Here is a 17,462-nt window from a genome sequence, read left to right as displayed (position 1 = left end):
TTGACCAGCACGTAGAGGAGCGACTCCTTGTTCTACTACCTGCTCAAGTACGTGTTGCTGGGCCCGTTGTTGAGACTGGTCTTCCGCCCGCGCATCGAGGGCCTCGGACATGTCCCGTCGTCCGGGGCGGCCATCGTCGCGGGCAACCACCTCTCCTTCTCGGACCACTTCCTGATGCCCGCGATCCTCAAGCGGCGCATCACCTTCCTGGCCAAGGCCGAGTACTTCACCGGCCCCGGCCTCAAGGGGCGCCTCACGGCCTTCTTCTTCCGCAGCGCCGGGCAGATCCCGGTCGACCGCTCCGGCAAGGACGCCGGCCAGGCCGCGATCCGCGAGGGCCTCGGCGTGCTGAGCAAGGACGAGTTGCTGGGCATCTACCCGGAGGGCACCCGCTCGCACGACGGCCGCCTGTACAAGGGCAAGGTGGGCGTCGCCGTGATGGCGTTGAAGGCCGGCGTCCCGGTGATCCCGTGCGCGATGATCGGCACCTTCGAGGCCCAGCCGCCCGGGAAGGTCATCCCCAACATCCACCCGGTGGTCATCCGCTTCGGCAAGCCCCTGGACTTCTCCCGCTACGCCGGGATGGAGAACGAGAAGGCGATCCTGCGCGCCATCACCGACGAGATCATGTACGCCATCCTGTCCCTCTCGGAGCAGGAGTACGTCGACGAGTACGCGGCCGTCGTCAAGGCGAAGGAGGCCGAGGCGAACGCCCCCAGGCGCAGGTTCCCGAAGATGCCGCTCGGCTGAAGCCCCGGGCGGCGGGTTCACCCGGCCAGCGCCCCCAGCGCCCGGTCCAGCACCTGCCGCAGCACCCGCGCGTCCGGCGCCACGGCGGTCACCAGCGCGGCGGGCCCGGCCAGCGGAACCAGGACGGCGTGCTCGGCGAGGATGCGCGGCGTCACCGGCTCGTCCCCGAACTCCGGCCGTACGACGACGAGTTGCCCGACCGCGCGATGCCCCGCCAGTCCGGCGGGCCCGTCCCAGCCGCCCGGCGCTCCGGGCCCGCAGGCCAGTTCCTGATCCAGGACGGTCCGCCCGGCGATCCGCACCGCCAGCCGGCTGGTGAGCCGCCCCGGCTCCTCCCCCACCCGCCCGAGCACCTGCTCCTCGCGCAGCACCAGCCGGGCCCCGGCACCGAGGTCGGCCCGGGTGGTGACGTACAGGTCGCTGCCGCCGGCGCAGATCAGCTGCTCGGGCAGCCAGCGCAGTTCGCCGCCGTCCGCGACGGTCAGCCGGACGTCGTAGCGGGCCTCGCCCTTGGCCTGCCCCGGGAGGGCGATGGTCGCGGCGGCGGATCCGACGTGCAGGCACGCCCCCTGCGCCACCTCGGCCTCGACGGCGAAGCGGTCACCGCCGAGGGGGCCGCTCATCGCGCCGACGAGCATGACCCGGGCCTCGCTCCCGCTCCCCCGGGTGCGCCGCAGCGCCAGCGGCCCCTCGCCCTCCAGTACGGGCAGCGCCGTACCGCCCCGGCCGTCGGCGCGGGCGCCGATCCGGGCGGTGGCGGCGACGCCGGTGGCGATCACGCCGACCACGCGGCGAGTTGCGCCCGCACCCACGCGGCGACGTCCCGCACGCCGTGCTCGGAGCGCAGCGACTGGAACACGACCGGCAGTTCGGCCCGCTGCGCCATGGCGTCCGCCGCCATGCGGGCGAGGTCGGAGCCGACGTACGGGGCGAGATCGGTCTTGTTGACGACGAGCAGATCGGCGGTGGTCACGCCGGGCCCGCCCTTGCGGGGGATGTCGTCGCCGCCGGCCACGTCGATCACGAAGACCTGCGCGTCGACGAGCCCCTTGGAGAAGGTCGCCGTGAGATTGTCCCCGCCGGACTCCACGAGGATGAGCTGCAGCGGCCCGACCTCGTCCTCCAGGTCCTCGACGGCTTCGAGGTTGGCGGAGATGTCGTCCCGGATGGCGGTGTGCGGGCAGGCCCCGGTCTCGACGGCGGTGATCCGCTCGGGCGGCAGCACGGCTTCCCGCAGCAGGAACTCGGCGTCCTCGCGGGTGTAGATGTCGTTGGTGACGACGGCGAGGGACAACTCGTCGCGCAGGGCGCGGCAGAGCGCGGCGACGGTGGCGGTCTTCCCCGACCCCACGGGCCCGCCGAGCCCGATGCGCAGGGCCCGGCGGGAGCCGTCGGGGCGCCGGGCGTCGGCGCCGATGGCGGCGGGCCCGTCGTGGGAGTGGTCGAGATGCATGGAACGGCTCCTTCTCCGCCGGCCCGGCGGGTACAGCCCGTCGGGCCGGCCTTGCGTGTGATCTCAGGACGCGAACAACCGCACCGCCCAGGAGGCGTGCACCTCCGCGCCGATCTCCAGCAACGGCGCGGACGCGGCGGGCAGCGCGTCGACTCCCTCGTCGGCCACCGCATGCGCGGCCCGCACCGCCTGGTCCACCACCCGGTCCAGCTCGGGAGCGAGCCGGGCCAGCACCGCCGTGGCCTGGAACGGGTCGAGGCTCAGCAGCCGTACGGTCGCGGACGCGGGCCCGCTGACGCTCTCGTAGACGGCGCAGTACGCCGCGTCCTGCGGTCCGAGCCCCGCCGCCCGGGCGGCGAGCCCCAGCACCACCGGCTGGTGCGCCCCCTTGGGGAACGCCCGTGCCAGCGCGTCGAGTTCGTCGGAGGGCCAGACGGCGCGGGCGGCCCGCAGCAGCTGCCGTCCCAGCTTGCGGGCCGCGGTACGCAGCGCGGGCGAGGGGGTGCGGGCGTCCGCGGCCGCGTCCAACGACACCGCGTCCACCCCGAGCGCGGCCGACGCGGCGAGTGCGGCGGAGACCCGCCCCGCCGTGTGCAACCGCCCCCGGCAGAAGTCCTCCAGGCTCCCTGCCCCGGTGATCCGTCCCGCCTTGACCGCTGCCTCGGCACCGCCCGAGTGCGCGTGCCCCCCGGCGGGGAACCGTCCGTCGGCCAGGACGAGCAGTGCTGCCCTGGACATCAGAAGAGGAAGTAGCGCTGCGCCATGGGCAGTTCAGCGGCGGGAGCGGCCTCGACCAGCTCCCCGTCGATGTGCACGGCAAAACTGTCGGGGTCCACCCGCACCTCGGGCCGGGCGGAGTTCTCCCGCATGTCGGCCTTGGTGACCGCCCGGGTCGACTCGATCCCCACGAACCGCTTGCCGAGCCGCAGCCGCTCGGGCAGCCCGTCCTCGATCGCCAGCGGGGCCACGAAGTTCAGCGAGTTGGCGGCCGGGCCGCGGCCGATCGCCCCGTACATGGGCCGCGGCAGGATCGGCTGCGGGGTGGGGATGGAGGCGTTGGCGTCGCCCATCTGCGCGTACGCGATCTGCCCGCCCTTGATGACCAGATGCGGCTTGACGCCGAAGAACGCCGGCTCCCACAGCACGAGGTCGGCGAGCTTCCCGGTCTCCACGGACCCGACCTGCCCGGCGATGCCCTGGGCCAGCGCGGGGTTGATCGTGTACTTGGCGACGTACCGCCGTACCCGGCGATTGTCCGCGCGCCCGTCCCCCGGCAGCGCTCCCCGCCGCCCCTTCATCACATGGGCGGTCTGCCAGGTCCGCATGACGACCTCGCCGACGCGACCCATCGCCTGCGAGTCGGAGGAGATGATCGAGATGGCGCCGAGGTCGTGCAGGATGTCCTCGGCGCCGATGGTCGAGGGCCGGATGCGGGACTCGGCGAAGGCGAGATCCTCCGGCACCGCGGGGTTGAGGTGGTGGCACACCATCAGCATGTCGAGGTGTTCCTCGGCGGTGTTGACGGTGAACGGCCGCGTCGGGTTGGTGGAGCTGGGCAGCACGTGCGGCTCGGAGACCACGGTCATGATGTCCGGCGCGTGCCCGCCGCCCGCGCCTTCGGTGTGGTACGCGTGGATGCCCCGGCCGCCGATCGCGGCGAGGGTGTCGCCGACGAACCCGGCCTCGTTCAACGTGTCGGTGTGGATGGCGACTTGGATGCCGGTGCGGTCGGCGACGGTCAGCGAGGCGTCGATGACGGCGGGCGTGGAGCCCCAGTCCTCGTGCAGCTTCAGCCCCATCGCGCCGCCCCGGATCTGCGACAGCATCGCCTCGTGCGAGACGGTGTTGCCCTTGCCGAGGAAGCCGACGTTGAGGGGGTACTGCTCCATCGCCTCCAGCATCCGCGCCAGATGCCAGGGCCCCGGCGTCACGGTGGTCGCCTTGGAGCCCTCGGCCGGTCCGGTGCCGCCGCCGATCAGCGTGGTGATCCCCGCCGCCAGCGCCTCGTCGGCGATCTGCGGGCAGATGAAGTGGACGTGCGCGTCGATGGCACCGGCCGTGAGGATCCGGCCGTTGCCCGCGATGATCTCGGTCTCGGGGCCGATGACGAGGTCGGGATGGACCCCGTCCATGGTGTCGGGGTTGCCCGCCTTGCCGATGCCGGCGATCCGGCCGTCGCGGATGCCGACGTCCGCCTTGACGATCCCCCAGTGGTCGATGACGACCGCACCGGTGATCACCGTGTCCGGGGTGCCCTCGGCGCGTGTGGCGCGGGACTGGCCCATGGACTCACGGATGACCTTGCCGCCGCCGAACACGGCCTCGTCACCGGAGAGTCCGGGGCCGCCGGAGCGGTCCTCCTCGATCTCGACCAGCAGATCGGTGTCGGCGAGCCGGATCCGGTCACCGGTCGTCGGGCCGAACAGGTCGGCGTACGCGGCCCGGGAGATCTCAGGCATCGAGGGCACCCCCGGTCTCCCCGCGCAGTCCGGGCACCACGCGGGCGCCGGCGAGCGGGACGAGTTCGACGTCGACGGGGATGCCGGGCTCGAAGCGCACGGCGGTGCCGGCGGCGATGTTGAGGCGCTTGCCCCGGGCGGCGGCGCGGTCGAAGTCCAGACCGGGGTTGGCCTCGGCGAAGTGGTAGTGGGAGCCGACCTGGACGGGCCGGTCGGCGGCGTTGAGGACGGTCAGCGCGGTGACCTCGCGGCCCTCGTTGAACACGACGGGCTCGTCCGCGAACAGGATCTCTCCGGGAATCATCGACGCCCCCTCAGACGATCGGCTCGTGGACGGTGACGAGCTTGGTGCCGTCCGGGAAGGTCGCCTCGACCTGGACGTCGTGGATCATCTCGGCGATGCCGTCCATGACGTCGTCCCGGGTGAGCAGCCTGCGTCCGGAGGCCATCAGCTCGGCGACCGTGCGGCCGTCCCGCGCGCCTTCGAGGATGTGCGAGGTGATGAGGGCGACCGCCTCGGGGTGGTTGAGCCTGAGCCCGCGGGCCCGGCGCTTCTCGGCCACGTCGGCCGCCACATGGATCAGCAGTCTCTCTTGCTCGTGCGGGGTCAGTTGCACAGCCCACCTCACAGTCCTCGCTCCGGACCGTGCGGGGCCCGGTTGCCGCAGCCACGGGCAACGTCCCTGGTGGCGTGGAGGGAGGCTAGTTGGACCGGGTTTCGGGCACGTTAACCAAGCTGTGACCCGTCAGGCGCCCGGCTGCGGTCCGGCCATGCTCATCAGGGCGCGCAGACCGTCCTGGAGGACCTCGACCGGGGCCGGTCCGAGCAGGGACTGCTGGGCGATGAAGCCCTGGACGGTGGCGACCATCGTGCGCGCGACGTGCTCGGCGGGGATGTCGGCCCGCATCATCCCGGCGTCCTGGTAGGCCTCGACCACCCGGATCCAGGCGGTGGTCACCACGCCGTACACCTCGTCGACGACCCCCGCGAGCTCCGGGTTGCGTGCGGCTTCCGCCCAGACCTGCATGATCAGCCGCGGGAAGGTGGCCTCCCCGTCGGCGGACAGGGTCTCCCACCTGCCGAGTGCGCGGGCCAGGACCTCGCCGACCAGGACGTCCGGCGGCGGGGGCGGGCTCTGCCGGGTGATCTCCTCGAACGCCGCGCGCACCTCGGCGAGGACGCCCTTGACGATCGCCGTGATCAGCTCGTCCTTGCCGCTGAAGTAGCGGTACACCGCTCCGGCCGAGAGGTCGGCTTCCTTCAGGACGTCCTGCATGGAGGTGGCGTGGAAGCCGTTGCGGGCGAAGCAGCGGGCGGCGCCTTCCAGGATCTGGCGGCGGCGGGCGTCGAGGTGTTCCTGGGATACGCGAGCCATGGCCCTCAATCTAAAACGAACGTTCCTTCTTGACAAGGCCGCATGACGGCGCGACGGTGGTGTCACGCCTAAAACGAATGCTCGTTCTCTTTAGCTCCAGCGCCACCGCACCACGCAAGGGGAAACCATGTCCAGCCGCCGCCGATCGATCGCGGTCGTCGTCCTCGTCCCGGTCATCGCCGCCGTCGCCCTGTGGGCCTTCGCATGGCCCGCCGCCCGTACCGCGCCCCGGGACGTGCCGCTCGGGGTGGCCGGGCCGGCCGCCGCCACCGCTCAGGTGGAACGCCGACTGGACCGGAACGAGGGAGTCTTCGAGGTTCACCGCTACGCCGACGAGGCGGCGGCTCGCGACGCCGTCGAGGACCGTTCCGTATACGGCGCGATCGTCGTGGCCCCGGAGGGCACGAAGCTGCTCACGGCCTCGGCGGGGAGTCCGAGCGTGGCCCAGTTGCTCCAGCAGCGGATCGCCGCCGAGGGCAGCGGGGTCACCACCGTCGACGTGGTGCCCGCCTCCGCCGACGACCCCCGGGGCGCGACCCTCAGCGCGAGCGTCCTGCCGCTGGTGCTGGCCGGCATCGCCGCCGGGGCGATGGCGACCCTGGTCGGGCTGCGCGGCGGTCGGGCGGTGGCCGCGCTGATCGGCTCCGCCGGTCTGGTGGGCGCCGCCGCGACCGCCGTGGCGCACAACTGGCTGGGCGTCGTCGACGGCAACTGGTGGGCCGAAGCGGGCGTGTTCGGCCTGATGACGCTGGCGGTGAGCGCCGCCGTCGCCGGGGTGGCCGCGCTGCTCGGAACCGCCGGGATCGGGATCACCGCGGCCCTGGTCATGCTCATCGGCAACCCCTCCTCCGGGGCCTCCTCGGCACCGGAGATGCTGCCCGTGCCCTTCGGCGCGATCGGCCAGTGGCTGCCGCCGGGCGCGGGGGCCAGCGCCCTGCGCTCCACGGCCTTCTTCGACGGCGCCGCGGCCACGGGCCCCCTGCTCACCCTGACCTGGTGGGCAGCCCTGGGCCTGGGCGCAGTCCTGCTCGGCGCCTTGCTCAAGCACCGGTCGGCAACCGCACCGACTACGGAACGGGAGCCGGCGCTGGCGGGTTAGGCCCTGGGAGCGTGAGCGCCGGGGGCGACCGGGGAGCGTGAGCGCGGGGGCGACCGGGGGCGTGAGCACCGGGGGGGGCGCCCGAGGGTGCATGAGCGCCGCGGCGCCCGGGAGGGCGTGAGCGGCAGGGACGCCCCGGCCCGGCAACACGGCGGCGTGCCTGAGGCCCCTTCAGCGGGACCGTCAGCGCCGCGACATCCAGGCGGAGGTCCGCGCCCCAGGCACCCACCCGGACCAGCCGCGCACGCGGGGACGAGGCACCGGGGCGCCAGCGCGGCGGAGGCCTACGAGTGCAGCAACGACAAGGCGCCCGGACAGGTGTCCAGGTCCAGCAGCCACCTCCGCCTGCGCAGCACCAGGTGGCGGCGGGGTCCTACGAGGCGCCCGGGCGCCGGTGCTCCGCTGCGATTCCGAAGCGTCGCGGTTCGCGCGGGGCCGGTGCGGGGTCGCGGACCGTCGAGATCGCGGTGATCACCTGGTCCTCCGCGGGACCGTCGAGGGCGGCGAGCCGCTCCAGGTCGGCGGCGGAGACGAGGGCGACCAGGGGCTTGCCGTGCCGCGTCACGACGACGCGTTCACCGCCGTAGACCACCCGGTTGATGAGGTCGGCGAGTTCAGCCCTGGCTTGCGTCACCGGAATCTCGTAGGCCATGTCCCTATCTTACGTCATGTACGTCCTGTACATTTTGCACGGGTACCCCTGCCGAGGGAGGCGTGAGCCATGACCGACCGCACGGATTCGTACGCGAAGCTCCTGGAGGAGCGGATCGTCCTGCTGGGGACGCGGGTGGACGACGGTGCCGCCAACGACGTGATCGCGCAATTCATCCTTCTGGAGCACCAGTCCCCCGACCGGGACATCTCGCTGTACGTCAACTCCCCCGGCGGCCCGTTCAGCGCCATGTCCGCGATCTACGACACCCTGCGCCACGTCACCTGCGACGTGGAGACGGTCCTGCTCGGCCACGCCGGTCCGACCGCGGCGGTACTGCTCGCGGCGGGCACCCCGGGCAAGCGGTACGCGCTGCCGGACGCGCGCGTGATGCTCGGCCAACCCGCGCCGAGCGAGCCGGTGGAGGGCCGGGCGAGCGACCTGGCCGCCCAGGCGGAGGAACACGTACGCGTCCGGACCCTGCTGGAGGAGATGCTCGCGCGCCACACCGGGCGCAGCCCGCAGCAGGTGCACGCGGACATCGAGCGGGACAAGGTGCTGGACGCTCAGCAGGCCCTGGAGTACGGACTGGTGGACGGGATCGTCCCCAGCCGCAGCGCCCCGCGCACCACCCCGGGCGGGAGGTGAGCCGCGGATGCTGCCCCCGGAGCTGCCGCCGCTGCCCGCCCTGACCCGCGCCGAGGGCGAGCTGATCGACCGTTACCTCGACGTGGTCGATCTGCTCGGCCGGATCAACCCCGCGCGCCACGGGGACACCTACGGCGGCCTGCGCGCCGCCCAGGCGTTGGTCGCCCGGGCCGCCGAACTGCGGGACGCGCTGGCCCTCATGCACCAGCGCGGCGAGACCGAGGTGCACGCGCCCACCCTGGCGCGCGCCCTGCGGGTGCTGGACGGCGAGCGCCGCACGGCTCGCGTCACGGTGCCGCCGCGCTCGGACAGTTGACGCAGGTGAGCCCGGTCCGGCCATCCGGCGATGGCGCGAGCCGTCCGGACCGGAGATGAAACGGACCAAAGGAGGTACCCCCTTTCGGCGTAGTCGCGTCTCCTTCCGCGGGCCCGTCAGGGTTGCGCAACGAGGCTAGGCCCTCACTCGAAAGAGACGTTCCGATGCTGGTCCGGGCATCCCCCGTCGCCGCGACGCTAGTTCGAACGGAGCAGTGTCCACCCGAACGGGTGAGTGGTGAGTAACGCCACAAATCCACGGTTCCGTTGGGATTTTCGGACATCCGTGAGCCAAGATCCCTGTCTGACGACAAGCCCCCGCCACAACGGCGGGGCGATCCGGGCGGACGCCGAGTCCTGCCGCCGCCCGGATGACCGGTCGACAGGAGTGGATCGGCAGGAGTGGAGGACCCGAGCATGACGGGTTGTCGGCACGGAATGTCCGTACCGAGCAGCCCTTGGGGTGAAGCCGCATCCGCGGCCGGGCAACTTCGCCAGCCCGAATCCGACAGGTCATCCTTCACAGGCGGCTGACGAAGGGTTGCGCATGACTGCGCTCAATCGTGTCCCGTCGCTCATGGCCCGAGCCGGTACGGCTTCGGCTCTGACCATCGCCGCCGTGGGCGGTTCGATCGTGGCCCCTGGCCTCTCCGCCGAAGCGGAGGCGGCCACGCCTGCGACGAAGGCACTCCAGGTCGCGGCCTCGAAGAAGGGCGCCCCGTACAAGTGGGGCGCCACGGGCCCCTACCGCTTCGACTGCTCCGGGCTCACGCTGTACTCGTTCAAGAAGGCGGGCAAGAAGCTGCCTCGTACGGCGGCCCAGCAGTACAACAAGACGCGCCACATCTCCGCCAAGAGCCGCAAGGCCGGCGACCTCGTGTTCTTCCACTCGGGGTCGAACGTCTACCACGTCGGCATCTACGCCGGTAAGGGCAAGCTCTGGCACGCCCCGAAGTCCGGGGATGTGGTGAGGCTGCAGAAGATCTGGACCAAGAGCGTCTGGTACGGCCGGGTGAGCTGACCCGGCCACCCGAAGGGCGGCGGCGCCCCTGACACGCCGCCGCCCTGACGGGTGCCCGGAGGACCGCTTCGAGGAGCAGGACGACCGCTCCCGGGGCGGCCGGCGCCATGCCGTCAGCGGAGCGTCCGCTAGGGCTCCTGCTGGCTCGCGGTGGTGACCGGCTGGGCCGGTACGGTCCAGGGAAGTTCGATGGAGATCGTTTTGCCGCCCTCGCGGGTCGGCCTGACTCTGAGTCGGCCGCCGCACTCGGCGGTCAGCCAGCGGATGATGACCAGACCGCGGCCGTTGTCCTGCTGGACAGCGGCCGGCAGTCGTTTGGGGAACCGCGGGTGGCTGTCGGTGACCCCGATGCGCAGGTGTTCGTCATGGTGCAGTTCGATGTCCACCGTGAAGGTGGGTGACTGGCCGAGGGTGTGCTGTACGGCGTTGGTGGCGAGTTCGGAGACGATGAGCCGGATGGTGTCGGCCACGTCCGTCTCCGCCGGCAGTCCCCATTCCGCGAGAGTGCTGACCACATAGCCGCGGGCCGCGGAGACCGAGGCGGGATCGCTCGGCAGAGTGACGGATGCTTCCAGATGGTCTGCCATGGCGGCGTCGTCCCTTTCCCACGGGACCGCAGTCCGACACGGAGCGGATGGTTCGAGTACGGTCCCGGACTGGTGCTTCCTCGCCAGACTGCCATTACCGCGCCGGTCACGGTGGCGATCCACCAAGATATGCATATATCTGTCGCTCGATGCGGTGAACTCTGCTACTCGAGAGCGTATTTGGGCGGCCCGGTTGGAGTAAGGAGTAGCGCATGCAGCACGGTCCTGCGGTGCGCCGCCGGAAGCTGGGCGCCGAACTGCGTGCGTTGCGCGCCGGCGCCGGGCTCACCAGCGGTGAGGCGGCTCGGCTGGTGGGCTGGCACCAGTCGAAGGTCAGCCGGATCGAGACCGGGGCCAGCGGGGTGAAACCGGCCGATGTGCGGTTACTGCTGGACGCCTACGCCGTCGCCGACTCGCAACTGCGTGAGCTGCTGCTGGTGTTGGCCGGGTCCGACGACAGCGCGGGTCGGCACCACTGGTGGCACGCCTACCGTGGGGTGCTGCCCCCGACCTACCGGGACTTCATCAGCCTGGAGTCCCAGGCGAGCGGGATGCGCACGCTGGAGACCTGCGTGGTGCCGGGGCTGCTCCAGACGCCCGAGTACGCGCGGGCGGTGACCCGGGCCGCGGTGGGCGGCCTGGACGAGACGGACGACGAACGCCTCGACACCCTGGTGGAGGTGCGGCTGGCCCGGCAGGACGTGCTGCGCGGCGAGCCGCCGCTGGAGCTGAGCGCGGTGCTGGACGAGGCGGTGCTGCACCGGGAGATCGGCGGCCCCGGGGTGATGGCCCGGCAGCTGTGGCGGCTGGTGGAGGCGGGACGCCTGCCGCAAGTGCGGTTGCAGGTCCTGCCGTTCACGGCCGGAGCCCACATCGGGGTCACCGGGCCTTTCGTTATCTTCTCATTTTCGCGCGCTTCTGATCTGGACGTGGTTGTTCTCGACCACTTGACGAGTAGCCTCTACCTCGAACGGAAAGAAGACCTCCAGGCGTACACGGAGGCCTTCACCACCCTTCAGATCCACGCCCTTTCGCCCGAGGAATCGTTGGAATACATCGCCGGGCTAGCTGACGGCGCGTAAGGAGGCACCATGTCTGCACTGCCTCGGAACGTACCTTCCAGTACCGAATTGCACGACGTGCATTGGCTGCGCAGCAGTTACAGCACGGGCGCGAACAACTGCGTGGAGACCGCTCGGCCGCCGGCCGGCCCCTGGGCCGGACTGCTCGCCGTACGGGACTCCAAGGCCCCGGCCGGGCCCGCGCTGCTCTTCTCCCCCGAGAGCTGGGCGGACTTCACGGCCGCGATCCGGTCCTGACAGTTCCGATCAAGTCCAAGTGAGTTCCGAGCACGTTCTGTTCAACGTCAAGCAGTTCCGCGGCGGCAGGGCCGTGTCACGCCGACTCATGGTCGTGTCTCGCCGATGACTCGTACAGCGCGTTCGATCTGGCCGCCCGTGAGGTCCGCGCGGGCGGTCAGCCGCAGCCGTGAGATGCCGTCGGGCACGGAAGGAGGACGGAAACAGCCCACGGCGAGGCCCGCCGCGCGGCAGTCCGCCGCCCAGCGCAAGGCCCCCTCGGGGGACGGCGCGCGCACGGAGACGACCGCCGCGTCCGGACGCACCGCCTGATGGCCCGCGGCCGTCAGGCGGGCGTGCAGTTCGCTCGCCACCGCACGCGCCCGGCCCGCCCGCTCCGGCTCCCGGCGCAGCAGCCGCAGGGCCGCGAGGGCGGCACCGGTCGCGGCGGGGGCGAGACCGGTGTCGAAGATGAACGTCCGGGCCGCGTTGACCAGGTGGTCGACGACCCGGGCCGGGCCGAGCACGGCACCGCCCTGACTGCCCAGTGACTTGGACAGCGTCACCGTGGCCACCACGTCGCCGGCGCCGGCCAGCCCCGCCGCGTGCGGGGCGCCCCGGCCGCCGTCGCCGAGCACGCCCAGGCCGTGCGCGTCGTCCACGATCAGGCCCGCGCCGTGTTCCCGGCACGCCTCGGCGAGCCCGGCCAGCGGGGCGGCGTCGCCGTCGACCGAGAAGACGGTGTCGGAGACCGCGACGGCCGGTCCGTCGTGCGTCCGCAGCGCCTTGCGCACCGCGTCCGGTTCGGCGTGCGCGACCACCTGGGTCGTGCCGCGGGCCAGCCGGCAGCCGTCGATGAGCGAGGCGTGATTGCCGGCGTCGGACACGATCAGCGAGCCGTGCGGCCCGAGCGCGGTGACCGCGGCGAGGTTGGCCGCGTAACCGGAGGAGAAGACGAGCGCCGCCTCGAAGCCGCAGAAGTCCGCCAGCTCCCGCTCCAGCTCGCCGTGCAGCTCCGTCGTACCGGTGACGAGCCGGGATCCGGTCGCGCCGCCGCCCCAGGTCCGCGCCGCGCGCGCGGCGGCCTCGGTGACCTCGGGGTGGTGGGCCAGACCCAGGTAGTCGTTGCCGGCCAGATCCAGCAGCGGTGAGTCGGCGGGGCGAGGGCGCAGGGTCCGTACGAGTCCGGCGCGTCGGCGCAGCTCCGCCTGCTCGTCGATCCAGCCGAACGCCATGAGTCCTCCGGAGTTTTTGTAGGCAGCGCACAGACACTAGCGGGACGACCAGGCACCCACGGTGTGGCAATACCCACACGTCGAAGGGGCCGAGTTGTACGAACTCTCCTTGGCCGGGGACCACTCCTTAGGACAGGATCAGCTTTCATGGACCTGCTGAACACGCTGCTGGACAAGGGGCTGCGGCGCGAGCTGCCGACCCGCGAGGAGGCCCTGGCCGTCCTCGCCACCTCCGACGACGACCTGCTCGATGTGGTGGCCGCGGCCGGCAAGGTGCGCCGGCACTGGTTCGGCCGCCGGGTGAAACTGAACTACCTGGTCAACCTCAAGTCCGGCTTGTGCCCCGAGGACTGCTCGTACTGCTCGCAGCGGCTCGGCTCGACCGCCGGCATCCTGAAGTACACCTGGCTCAAGCCGGACGAGGCCTCCAAGGCGGCGGCCGCCGGTCTCGCGGGCGGCGCCAAGCGCGTCTGCCTGGTGGCCAGCGGACGCGGCCCGACCGACCGTGACGTGGACCGGGTCTCGGACACCATCAAGGCGATCAAGGACCAGAACGAGGGCGTCGAGGTGTGCGCCTGCCTCGGACTGCTCTCCGACGGCCAGGCCGAGCGGCTGCGCGAGGCGGGCGCCGACGCCTACAACCACAATCTCAACACCTCCGAGGCCACCTACGGCGACATCACCACCACCCACACCTACGCCGACCGGGTCGACACCGTGCAGAAGGCGCACGGCGCCGGTCTGTCCGCCTGCTCCGGCCTGATCGCGGGCATGGGCGAGAGCGACGAGGATCTGGTGGACGTGGTCTTCTCGCTGCGCGAGCTGGACCCGGACTCGGTGCCGGTCAACTTCCTGATCCCGTTCGAGGGCACCCCGCTGGCCAAGGAGTGGCACCTCACCCCCCAGCGCTGTCTGCGGATCCTGGCGATGGTGCGGTTCGTCTGCCCGGACGTCGAGGTGCGCATCGCGGGCGGCCGTGAGGTCCACCTGCGCACGATGCAGCCCCTCGCCCTGCACCTGGCCAACTCGATCTTCCTCGGTGACTACCTCACCAGCGAGGGCCAGGCGGGCAAGGCCGACCTGGAGATGATCGCGGACGCCGGGTTCGAGATCGAGGGCGCCGGCGAGGTTACCCTGCCCGAGCACCGGGTCGGCGGTGGCTGCGGTTCGCACGAGGGCGGCGGTGGCTGCGGTTCCGCCGCACAGCCGGAGGGCGGCGGTGCCTGCGGTTCCACCGCGCAGCCGGAGCCCGGGGAGGCCCGCACCGACCTGGTCGCCGTACGCCGTCGAGGCGCCGGAACGGACCTCGCGCCCAATGCCTGACCTGAACGTGCCCGAGCTGCTGGACCTGGACCGGAAGCACGTGTGGCATCCGTACGGTCCCATGCCGGGCCGGCAGGAGCCGCTGGTCGTGGAGTCGGCGAGCGGGGTGCGGCTGCGCCTGGCGGACGGCTCGGGCGAGCTGGTCGACGGGATGTCGTCCTGGTGGTCGGCCATCCACGGCTACAACCACCCGGTGCTGAACGAGGCGGCGCGCGAGCAGCTCGGCCGGATGAGCCATGTGATGTTCGGCGGGCTCACCCACGAGCCCGCCGTCCGCCTCGCGAAGCTCCTTGTCGACATGTCGCCCGAAGGCCTTGAGCATGTGTTCCTCGCCGACTCCGGCTCGGTGTCGGTCGAGGTCGCCGTCAAGATGTGCCTCCAGTACTGGCGCTCCCTCGGCCGTCCCGGCAAGCAGCGGCTGCTGACCTGGCGCGGCGGCTACCACGGGGACACCTGGCAACCGATGTCGGTGTGCGATCCCGAGGGCGGGATGCACGAGCTGTGGACGGGCGTGCTCCAGCGCCAGGTCTTCGCGGATCCGCCACCGGCCGAGTACGAGGAGTCGTACGCCGACCAGCTGCGCACGCTGATCGAGCGGCACGCGGACGAGCTGGCCGCGGTGATCGTCGAGCCGGTGGTGCAGGGCGCGGGGGGGATGCGGTTCCACTCCCCCGCGTATCTGCGGGTGCTGCGCGAGGCGTGCGACGCCCACGACGTGCTGCTGGTGTTCGACGAGATCGCGACCGGGTTCGGGCGCACCGGCGCCCTGTTCGCCGCCGACCACGCGGCGGTGACGCCGGACGTGATGTGCGTGGGCAAGGCGCTGACCGGCGGATACCTGACGATGGCCGCCACGCTGTGCACCGCGCGCGTGGCCGACGGAATCTCGCGGGGCGAGGTGCCGGTGCTGGCGCACGGCCCGACGTTCATGGGCAATCCGCTGGCGGCGGCCGTCGCCTGCGCCTCGATCGAGCTGCTGCTGGGCCAGGACTGGCTCGCGGAGGTCAAGCGGATCGAGGCGGGCCTGCGGGACGGGCTGGCCCCCGCGGCGGAGCTGCCGGGGGTGAAGGACCTCCGGGTCCTCGGGGCCATCGGCGTGGTCCAGCTGGACCACCCGGTGGACATGCGGGCGGCGACGGCGGCGGCCGTGCGCGAGGGCGTGTGGCTGCGGCCGTTCCGCGACCTGATCTACACGATGCCGCCGTATGTCACGGGCGACGCCGATCTGGCGCGGATCGCAGGTGCGGTGTGCGCGGCGGCACGGGAGGGCTGAGATGACGATTCTGGTGATCACGGGCACCGGCACGGAGATCGGCAAGACGGTCACGACCGCCGCCGTGGCCGCCACGGCGCTCGCGGCCGGGCGCACGGTGGCCGTGCTGAAGGCCGCGCAGACCGGCCTGCGGCCGGACGAGCGCGGGGACGCCGACGAGTGCGCGCGGCTCGCCGGCCCGGTGACGACGGCCGAACTCGCCCGCTATCCCGAGCCGTTGGCGCCGGCGACCGCGGCGCGCCGGGCGGGGCTGCCGCCGGTGCGCCCGCACGAGATCGCCGAGGCCGCCGCGAAGCTGGCCACCGAGCACGATCTGGTGCTGGTGGAGGGCGCGGGCGGTCTGCTGGTCCGCTTCGACGACGAGGGCGGCACGCTGGCCGACGCGGCCGGACTGCTGGCCGCGCCGGTCCTGGTGGTGGCGTCGGCGGGTCTGGGCACACTGAACGTCACCGAGCTGACGGCCCGTGAACTGCGCTCGCGGCGGCTGGACCTGTTCGGTGTGGTGATCGGCAGCTGGCCCGACGACCCCGATCTGGCCTCGCGCTGCAATGTGACGGACCTGCCGGAGGTGGCCCAGGCACCGCTGCTGGGAGCACTGCCGGCCGGGTCCGGGGCGCTGGCACCGGCCGGCTTCCGTACGGCGGCGCCGACTTGGCTCGCTTCGGAACTGGGCGGGACGTGGGAGGGCGGGGTCTTCCGGGAGGGCCTGTAACGGGAGGCTTGTGACGGGAGGGCTTTGCGCGCGGCCGGTCCGGGGCTTCGTACGGCGTCACGTCGGCGGGAGGCGCTGCCGGAACCGGCCGGCGGTGCGAGTCCGAGGCTGCACAGCGGGGGTGCGTCGGGGCGGGCGGGGGGACAATCGGGGTAGTGCCCGTCCTGCCCGGGAGGTCCTCATGCCCCTTCGGTCCGCCGGTACCGGCAAGGTGCCGCGGGATGCCGTGCACCATCCGGTGTTCGCCCGCTACTACGCCCGCCTCAGCGTGAGCGCCGAGACGAAGCTCGGCATGGGCGCCGTACGCGACCGGCTGCTCACCGGTCTGTCCGGGCGGGTGATCGAGATCGGCGCGGGCAACGGCCTGAACTTCGCCCACTATCCGGGCACCGTCTCGGAGGTCGTGGCGATCGAGCCGGAACGGGTGCTGCGCAAGCTCGCCGTCGAGGCGGCCCTGCGCGCCGAGGTGCCGGTCGACGTGGTGCCCGGGGCGGCGGAGGCCCTGCCGGTCAAGAGCGAGGCGTTCGACGCGGCGGTGGTCTCCCTGGTGCTGTGCAGCGTCCGTGATGTGCCGCGGGCGCTCGGGGAGATCCGGCGGGTGCTGCGGCCGGGCGGAGTCATCCGGTTCTTCGAGCACGGCCGGGGCGGCGGACGAGTGATGACGTTCACCCAGCAGGCACTGGACCGTACGGTGTGGCCGCTGGTGAGCGGCGGCTGCCATGTGGGCCGGGAGCCGGTCGCGTCCCTGCGCGGCGCCGGGTTCGAACTCGGCCCCTACCGGCGGATCCTGATGCCGGAGAAGGGGCCGGTGCTGCCGTCGTCGTACTGCGTGCTGGGCACGGCGTGGCGGCCCGGCGTCCAGGAATGATCACCCCGGCTCGGCTCACTCGCACCACTGCCGCAGTTCGTCGGCGATGTCCTGCACCGTGGCCGCACCGCTCTTGACCAGCCGGGCCAGCTCGCGGACCTGTTCCGGCGAGGTGACGACCTTCAGGCCGCAGGCGACCAGATAGGCGTAGGCGACGGCGGAGGCGAACAGGGCGTTGGAGCGCTCCAGCGCCGGGACGTGGATGAGCAGTTGGAGCAGTGCCGCGGCGCGCGCGTGCGGGCTGTCGTAGACGGGGACGTCGAAAATCTCGGCCTCGTGACGGGCGACGGCGGCGATCAGCGCGCCCCAGTCGGTGACCTGCGGATCTCCGGGGGTGTTCTGCTCGGCGAGCATCAGCAGCCAGGCGAGGTCGATCCTCACGGTGCTCAACGG

22 protein-coding genes and 1 riboswitch are annotated in these 17,462 nt (G+C 72.3%); of the genes, 11 read left to right on the top strand and 11 right to left on the bottom strand.

Features of this window, described 5'->3' with window-relative positions; genetic code table 11:
• Positions 1 to 27 precede the first annotated feature (27 nt).
• Entirely contained in the window at positions 28 to 750 is a 723-nt protein-coding gene (locus M8H82_RS15280) for a 1-acyl-sn-glycerol-3-phosphate acyltransferase (RefSeq protein WP_250074136.1), read from the top strand.
• A 17-nt stretch (positions 751 to 767) separates the two neighbouring features.
• Here M8H82_RS15280 and M8H82_RS15275 read toward each other — a convergent pair whose 3' ends face one another.
• The 7 genes from M8H82_RS15275 to M8H82_RS15245 all read right to left on the bottom strand — a co-directional run bounded on the left by M8H82_RS15275 (position 768) and on the right by M8H82_RS15245 (position 6,038).
• Positions 768 to 1,529, bottom strand: coding sequence for an urease accessory protein UreD (locus M8H82_RS15275; protein WP_250074398.1), 762 nt, complete (start codon positions 1,527 to 1,529; stop codon positions 768 to 770).
• A complete protein-coding gene (gene ureG, locus M8H82_RS15270; protein ID WP_250074134.1) occupies positions 1,526 to 2,203 on the bottom strand; it encodes an urease accessory protein UreG in 678 nt (225 codons plus the stop codon). Before ureG ends, M8H82_RS15275 begins: the two co-directional genes overlap by 4 nt.
• A 63-nt stretch (positions 2,204 to 2,266) precedes the next feature.
• Positions 2,267 to 2,941, bottom strand: coding sequence for an urease accessory protein UreF (locus M8H82_RS15265; RefSeq protein WP_250074132.1), 675 nt, complete (start codon positions 2,939 to 2,941; stop codon positions 2,267 to 2,269).
• Positions 2,941 to 4,662, bottom strand: coding sequence for an urease subunit alpha (locus M8H82_RS15260; RefSeq protein ID WP_250074130.1), 1,722 nt, complete (start codon positions 4,660 to 4,662; stop codon positions 2,941 to 2,943). Before M8H82_RS15260 ends, M8H82_RS15265 begins: the two co-directional genes overlap by 1 nt.
• Positions 4,655 to 4,966, bottom strand: coding sequence for an urease subunit beta (locus M8H82_RS15255; RefSeq protein WP_250074128.1), 312 nt, complete (start codon positions 4,964 to 4,966; stop codon positions 4,655 to 4,657). Before M8H82_RS15255 ends, M8H82_RS15260 begins: the two co-directional genes overlap by 8 nt.
• 10 nt (positions 4,967 to 4,976) lie before the next feature.
• Positions 4,977 to 5,279 (bottom strand): urease subunit gamma, encoded by a 303-nt coding sequence (locus M8H82_RS15250; protein ID WP_250074126.1) that lies wholly within the window; start codon positions 5,277 to 5,279, stop codon positions 4,977 to 4,979.
• A 129-nt stretch (positions 5,280 to 5,408) separates the two neighbouring features.
• Entirely contained in the window at positions 5,409 to 6,038 is a 630-nt protein-coding gene (locus tag M8H82_RS15245) for a TetR/AcrR family transcriptional regulator (RefSeq protein ID WP_250074124.1), read from the bottom strand.
• 127 nt (positions 6,039 to 6,165) lie between these two features.
• On the opposite strand from M8H82_RS15245, the gene M8H82_RS15240 reads away from it, so the two are divergent.
• On the top strand, positions 6,166 to 7,137 hold the full coding sequence (locus tag M8H82_RS15240; RefSeq protein ID WP_250074122.1) for an ABC transporter permease: 972 nt from the start codon (positions 6,166 to 6,168) through the stop codon (positions 7,135 to 7,137).
• Positions 7,138 to 7,510: 373 nt separating this feature from the next.
• Here M8H82_RS15240 and M8H82_RS15235 read toward each other — a convergent pair whose 3' ends face one another.
• The gene (locus M8H82_RS15235) at positions 7,511 to 7,789 is read right to left on the bottom strand and encodes a type II toxin-antitoxin system Phd/YefM family antitoxin (RefSeq protein ID WP_250074120.1); all 279 of its coding nucleotides are present in this window, start codon (positions 7,787 to 7,789) and stop codon (positions 7,511 to 7,513) included.
• Between the two features lie 69 nt (positions 7,790 to 7,858).
• Here M8H82_RS15235 and M8H82_RS15230 point away from each other — a divergent pair, with 69 nt between their 5' ends.
• The 3 genes from M8H82_RS15230 (at position 7,859) to M8H82_RS15220 (ending at position 9,773) form a co-directional block, all read left to right on the top strand.
• Positions 7,859 to 8,437 carry an ATP-dependent Clp protease proteolytic subunit gene (locus M8H82_RS15230; RefSeq protein ID WP_250074118.1) on the top strand — a complete coding sequence of 193 codons (579 nt, stop codon included), beginning with the start codon at positions 7,859 to 7,861 and terminating at the stop codon, positions 8,435 to 8,437.
• Between the two features lie 7 nt (positions 8,438 to 8,444).
• On the top strand, positions 8,445 to 8,753 hold the full coding sequence (locus tag M8H82_RS15225) for a hypothetical protein (RefSeq protein ID WP_250074116.1): 309 nt from the start codon (positions 8,445 to 8,447) through the stop codon (positions 8,751 to 8,753).
• A 337-nt stretch (positions 8,754 to 9,090) separates the two neighbouring features.
• A riboswitch (cyclic di-AMP (ydaO/yuaA leader) is annotated at positions 9,091 to 9,296 on the top strand.
• 3 nt (positions 9,297 to 9,299) lie between these two features.
• Positions 9,300 to 9,773: a C40 family peptidase gene (locus M8H82_RS15220; RefSeq protein ID WP_250074114.1), complete on the top strand. Its 474-nt coding sequence runs from the start codon at positions 9,300 to 9,302 to the stop codon at positions 9,771 to 9,773.
• A gap of 128 nt (positions 9,774 to 9,901) precedes the next feature.
• Here M8H82_RS15220 and M8H82_RS15215 read toward each other — a convergent pair whose 3' ends face one another.
• Positions 9,902 to 10,360 carry an ATP-binding protein gene (locus M8H82_RS15215; protein ID WP_250074112.1) on the bottom strand — a complete coding sequence of 153 codons (459 nt, stop codon included), beginning with the start codon at positions 10,358 to 10,360 and terminating at the stop codon, positions 9,902 to 9,904.
• Between the two features lie 212 nt (positions 10,361 to 10,572).
• Here M8H82_RS15215 and M8H82_RS15210 point away from each other — a divergent pair, with 212 nt between their 5' ends.
• Positions 10,573 to 11,442, top strand: coding sequence for a helix-turn-helix transcriptional regulator (locus tag M8H82_RS15210; protein ID WP_250074110.1), 870 nt, complete (start codon positions 10,573 to 10,575; stop codon positions 11,440 to 11,442).
• Between the two features lie 9 nt (positions 11,443 to 11,451).
• Positions 11,452 to 11,679, top strand: a complete 228-nt coding sequence (locus M8H82_RS15205) for a DUF397 domain-containing protein (protein WP_250074108.1) — start codon at positions 11,452 to 11,454, stop codon at positions 11,677 to 11,679.
• Between the two features lie 86 nt (positions 11,680 to 11,765).
• Here M8H82_RS15205 and M8H82_RS15200 read toward each other — a convergent pair whose 3' ends face one another.
• A complete protein-coding gene (locus tag M8H82_RS15200; protein ID WP_250074106.1) occupies positions 11,766 to 12,893 on the bottom strand; it encodes an 8-amino-7-oxononanoate synthase in 1,128 nt (375 codons plus the stop codon).
• 147 nt (positions 12,894 to 13,040) lie between these two features.
• Between M8H82_RS15200 and bioB the strand changes: the two genes are divergently transcribed.
• The 4 genes from bioB to M8H82_RS15180 all read left to right on the top strand — a co-directional run bounded on the left by bioB (position 13,041) and on the right by M8H82_RS15180 (position 17,069).
• Positions 13,041 to 14,216: a biotin synthase BioB gene (gene bioB, locus M8H82_RS15195; RefSeq protein WP_250074103.1), complete on the top strand. Its 1,176-nt coding sequence runs from the start codon at positions 13,041 to 13,043 to the stop codon at positions 14,214 to 14,216.
• A complete protein-coding gene (locus M8H82_RS15190; RefSeq protein WP_250074101.1) occupies positions 14,209 to 15,489 on the top strand; it encodes an adenosylmethionine--8-amino-7-oxononanoate transaminase in 1,281 nt (426 codons plus the stop codon). Before bioB ends, M8H82_RS15190 begins: the two co-directional genes overlap by 8 nt.
• A 1-nt stretch (position 15,490) precedes the next feature.
• On the top strand, positions 15,491 to 16,201 hold the full coding sequence (bioD, locus tag M8H82_RS15185) for a dethiobiotin synthase (protein WP_250074099.1): 711 nt from the start codon (positions 15,491 to 15,493) through the stop codon (positions 16,199 to 16,201).
• Between the two features lie 181 nt (positions 16,202 to 16,382).
• Complete coding sequence (locus M8H82_RS15180) at positions 16,383 to 17,069, top strand: class I SAM-dependent methyltransferase (protein WP_250074097.1); 687 nt, start codon at positions 16,383 to 16,385, stop codon at positions 17,067 to 17,069.
• A 15-nt stretch (positions 17,070 to 17,084) separates the two neighbouring features.
• Here the strand turns inward: M8H82_RS15180 and M8H82_RS15175 are convergent, their stop codons facing one another.
• The gene (locus M8H82_RS15175) at positions 17,085 to 17,459 is read right to left on the bottom strand and encodes a fic family toxin-antitoxin system, toxin component (protein ID WP_250074096.1); all 375 of its coding nucleotides are present in this window, start codon (positions 17,457 to 17,459) and stop codon (positions 17,085 to 17,087) included.
• Positions 17,460 to 17,462 lie beyond the last annotated feature (3 nt).

It is taken from the genome of Streptomyces sp. YS415 (genome assembly GCF_023544665.1).
GTDB lineage: Bacteria > Actinomycetota > Actinomycetes > Streptomycetales > Streptomycetaceae > Streptomyces.
The sequence above is the reverse complement of the archived record's forward strand: the minus strand, read 5'-3'. Positions and strand labels throughout refer to the sequence as shown.

Bases quoted from the DNA above. Each gene is read 5' to 3' on its own strand.
- M8H82_RS15205 (WP_250074108.1), top strand. From the start codon at position 11,452: ATGTCTGCACTGCCTCGGAACGTACCTTCCAGTACCGAATTGCACGAC.
- M8H82_RS15225 (WP_250074116.1), top strand. From the start codon at position 8,445: ATGCTGCCCCCGGAGCTGCCGCCGCTGCCCGCCCTGACCCGCGCCGAG.
- bioB (WP_250074103.1), top strand. From the start codon at position 13,041: ATGGACCTGCTGAACACGCTGCTGGACAAGGGGCTGCGGCGCGAGCTG.
- M8H82_RS15240 (WP_250074122.1), top strand. From the start codon at position 6,166: ATGTCCAGCCGCCGCCGATCGATCGCGGTCGTCGTCCTCGTCCCGGTC.
- M8H82_RS15255 (WP_250074128.1), bottom strand. From the start codon at position 4,966: ATGATTCCCGGAGAGATCCTGTTCGCGGACGAGCCCGTCGTGTTCAAC.
- M8H82_RS15265 (WP_250074132.1), bottom strand. From the start codon at position 2,941: ATGTCCAGGGCAGCACTGCTCGTCCTGGCCGACGGACGGTTCCCCGCC.
- M8H82_RS15260 (WP_250074130.1), bottom strand. From the start codon at position 4,662: ATGCCTGAGATCTCCCGGGCCGCGTACGCCGACCTGTTCGGCCCGACG.
- bioD (WP_250074099.1), top strand. From the start codon at position 15,491: ATGACGATTCTGGTGATCACGGGCACCGGCACGGAGATCGGCAAGACG.
- ureG (WP_250074134.1), bottom strand. From the start codon at position 2,203: ATGCATCTCGACCACTCCCACGACGGGCCCGCCGCCATCGGCGCCGAC.
- M8H82_RS15200 (WP_250074106.1), bottom strand. From the start codon at position 12,893: ATGGCGTTCGGCTGGATCGACGAGCAGGCGGAGCTGCGCCGACGCGCC.
- M8H82_RS15180 (WP_250074097.1), top strand. From the start codon at position 16,383: ATGCCCCTTCGGTCCGCCGGTACCGGCAAGGTGCCGCGGGATGCCGTG.
- M8H82_RS15245 (WP_250074124.1), bottom strand. From the start codon at position 6,038: ATGGCTCGCGTATCCCAGGAACACCTCGACGCCCGCCGCCGCCAGATC.
- M8H82_RS15215 (WP_250074112.1), bottom strand. From the start codon at position 10,360: ATGGCAGACCATCTGGAAGCATCCGTCACTCTGCCGAGCGATCCCGCC.
- M8H82_RS15220 (WP_250074114.1), top strand. From the start codon at position 9,300: ATGACTGCGCTCAATCGTGTCCCGTCGCTCATGGCCCGAGCCGGTACG.
- M8H82_RS15235 (WP_250074120.1), bottom strand. From the start codon at position 7,789: ATGGCCTACGAGATTCCGGTGACGCAAGCCAGGGCTGAACTCGCCGAC.
- M8H82_RS15230 (WP_250074118.1), top strand. From the start codon at position 7,859: ATGACCGACCGCACGGATTCGTACGCGAAGCTCCTGGAGGAGCGGATC.
- M8H82_RS15210 (WP_250074110.1), top strand. From the start codon at position 10,573: ATGCAGCACGGTCCTGCGGTGCGCCGCCGGAAGCTGGGCGCCGAACTG.
- M8H82_RS15190 (WP_250074101.1), top strand. From the start codon at position 14,209: ATGCCTGACCTGAACGTGCCCGAGCTGCTGGACCTGGACCGGAAGCAC.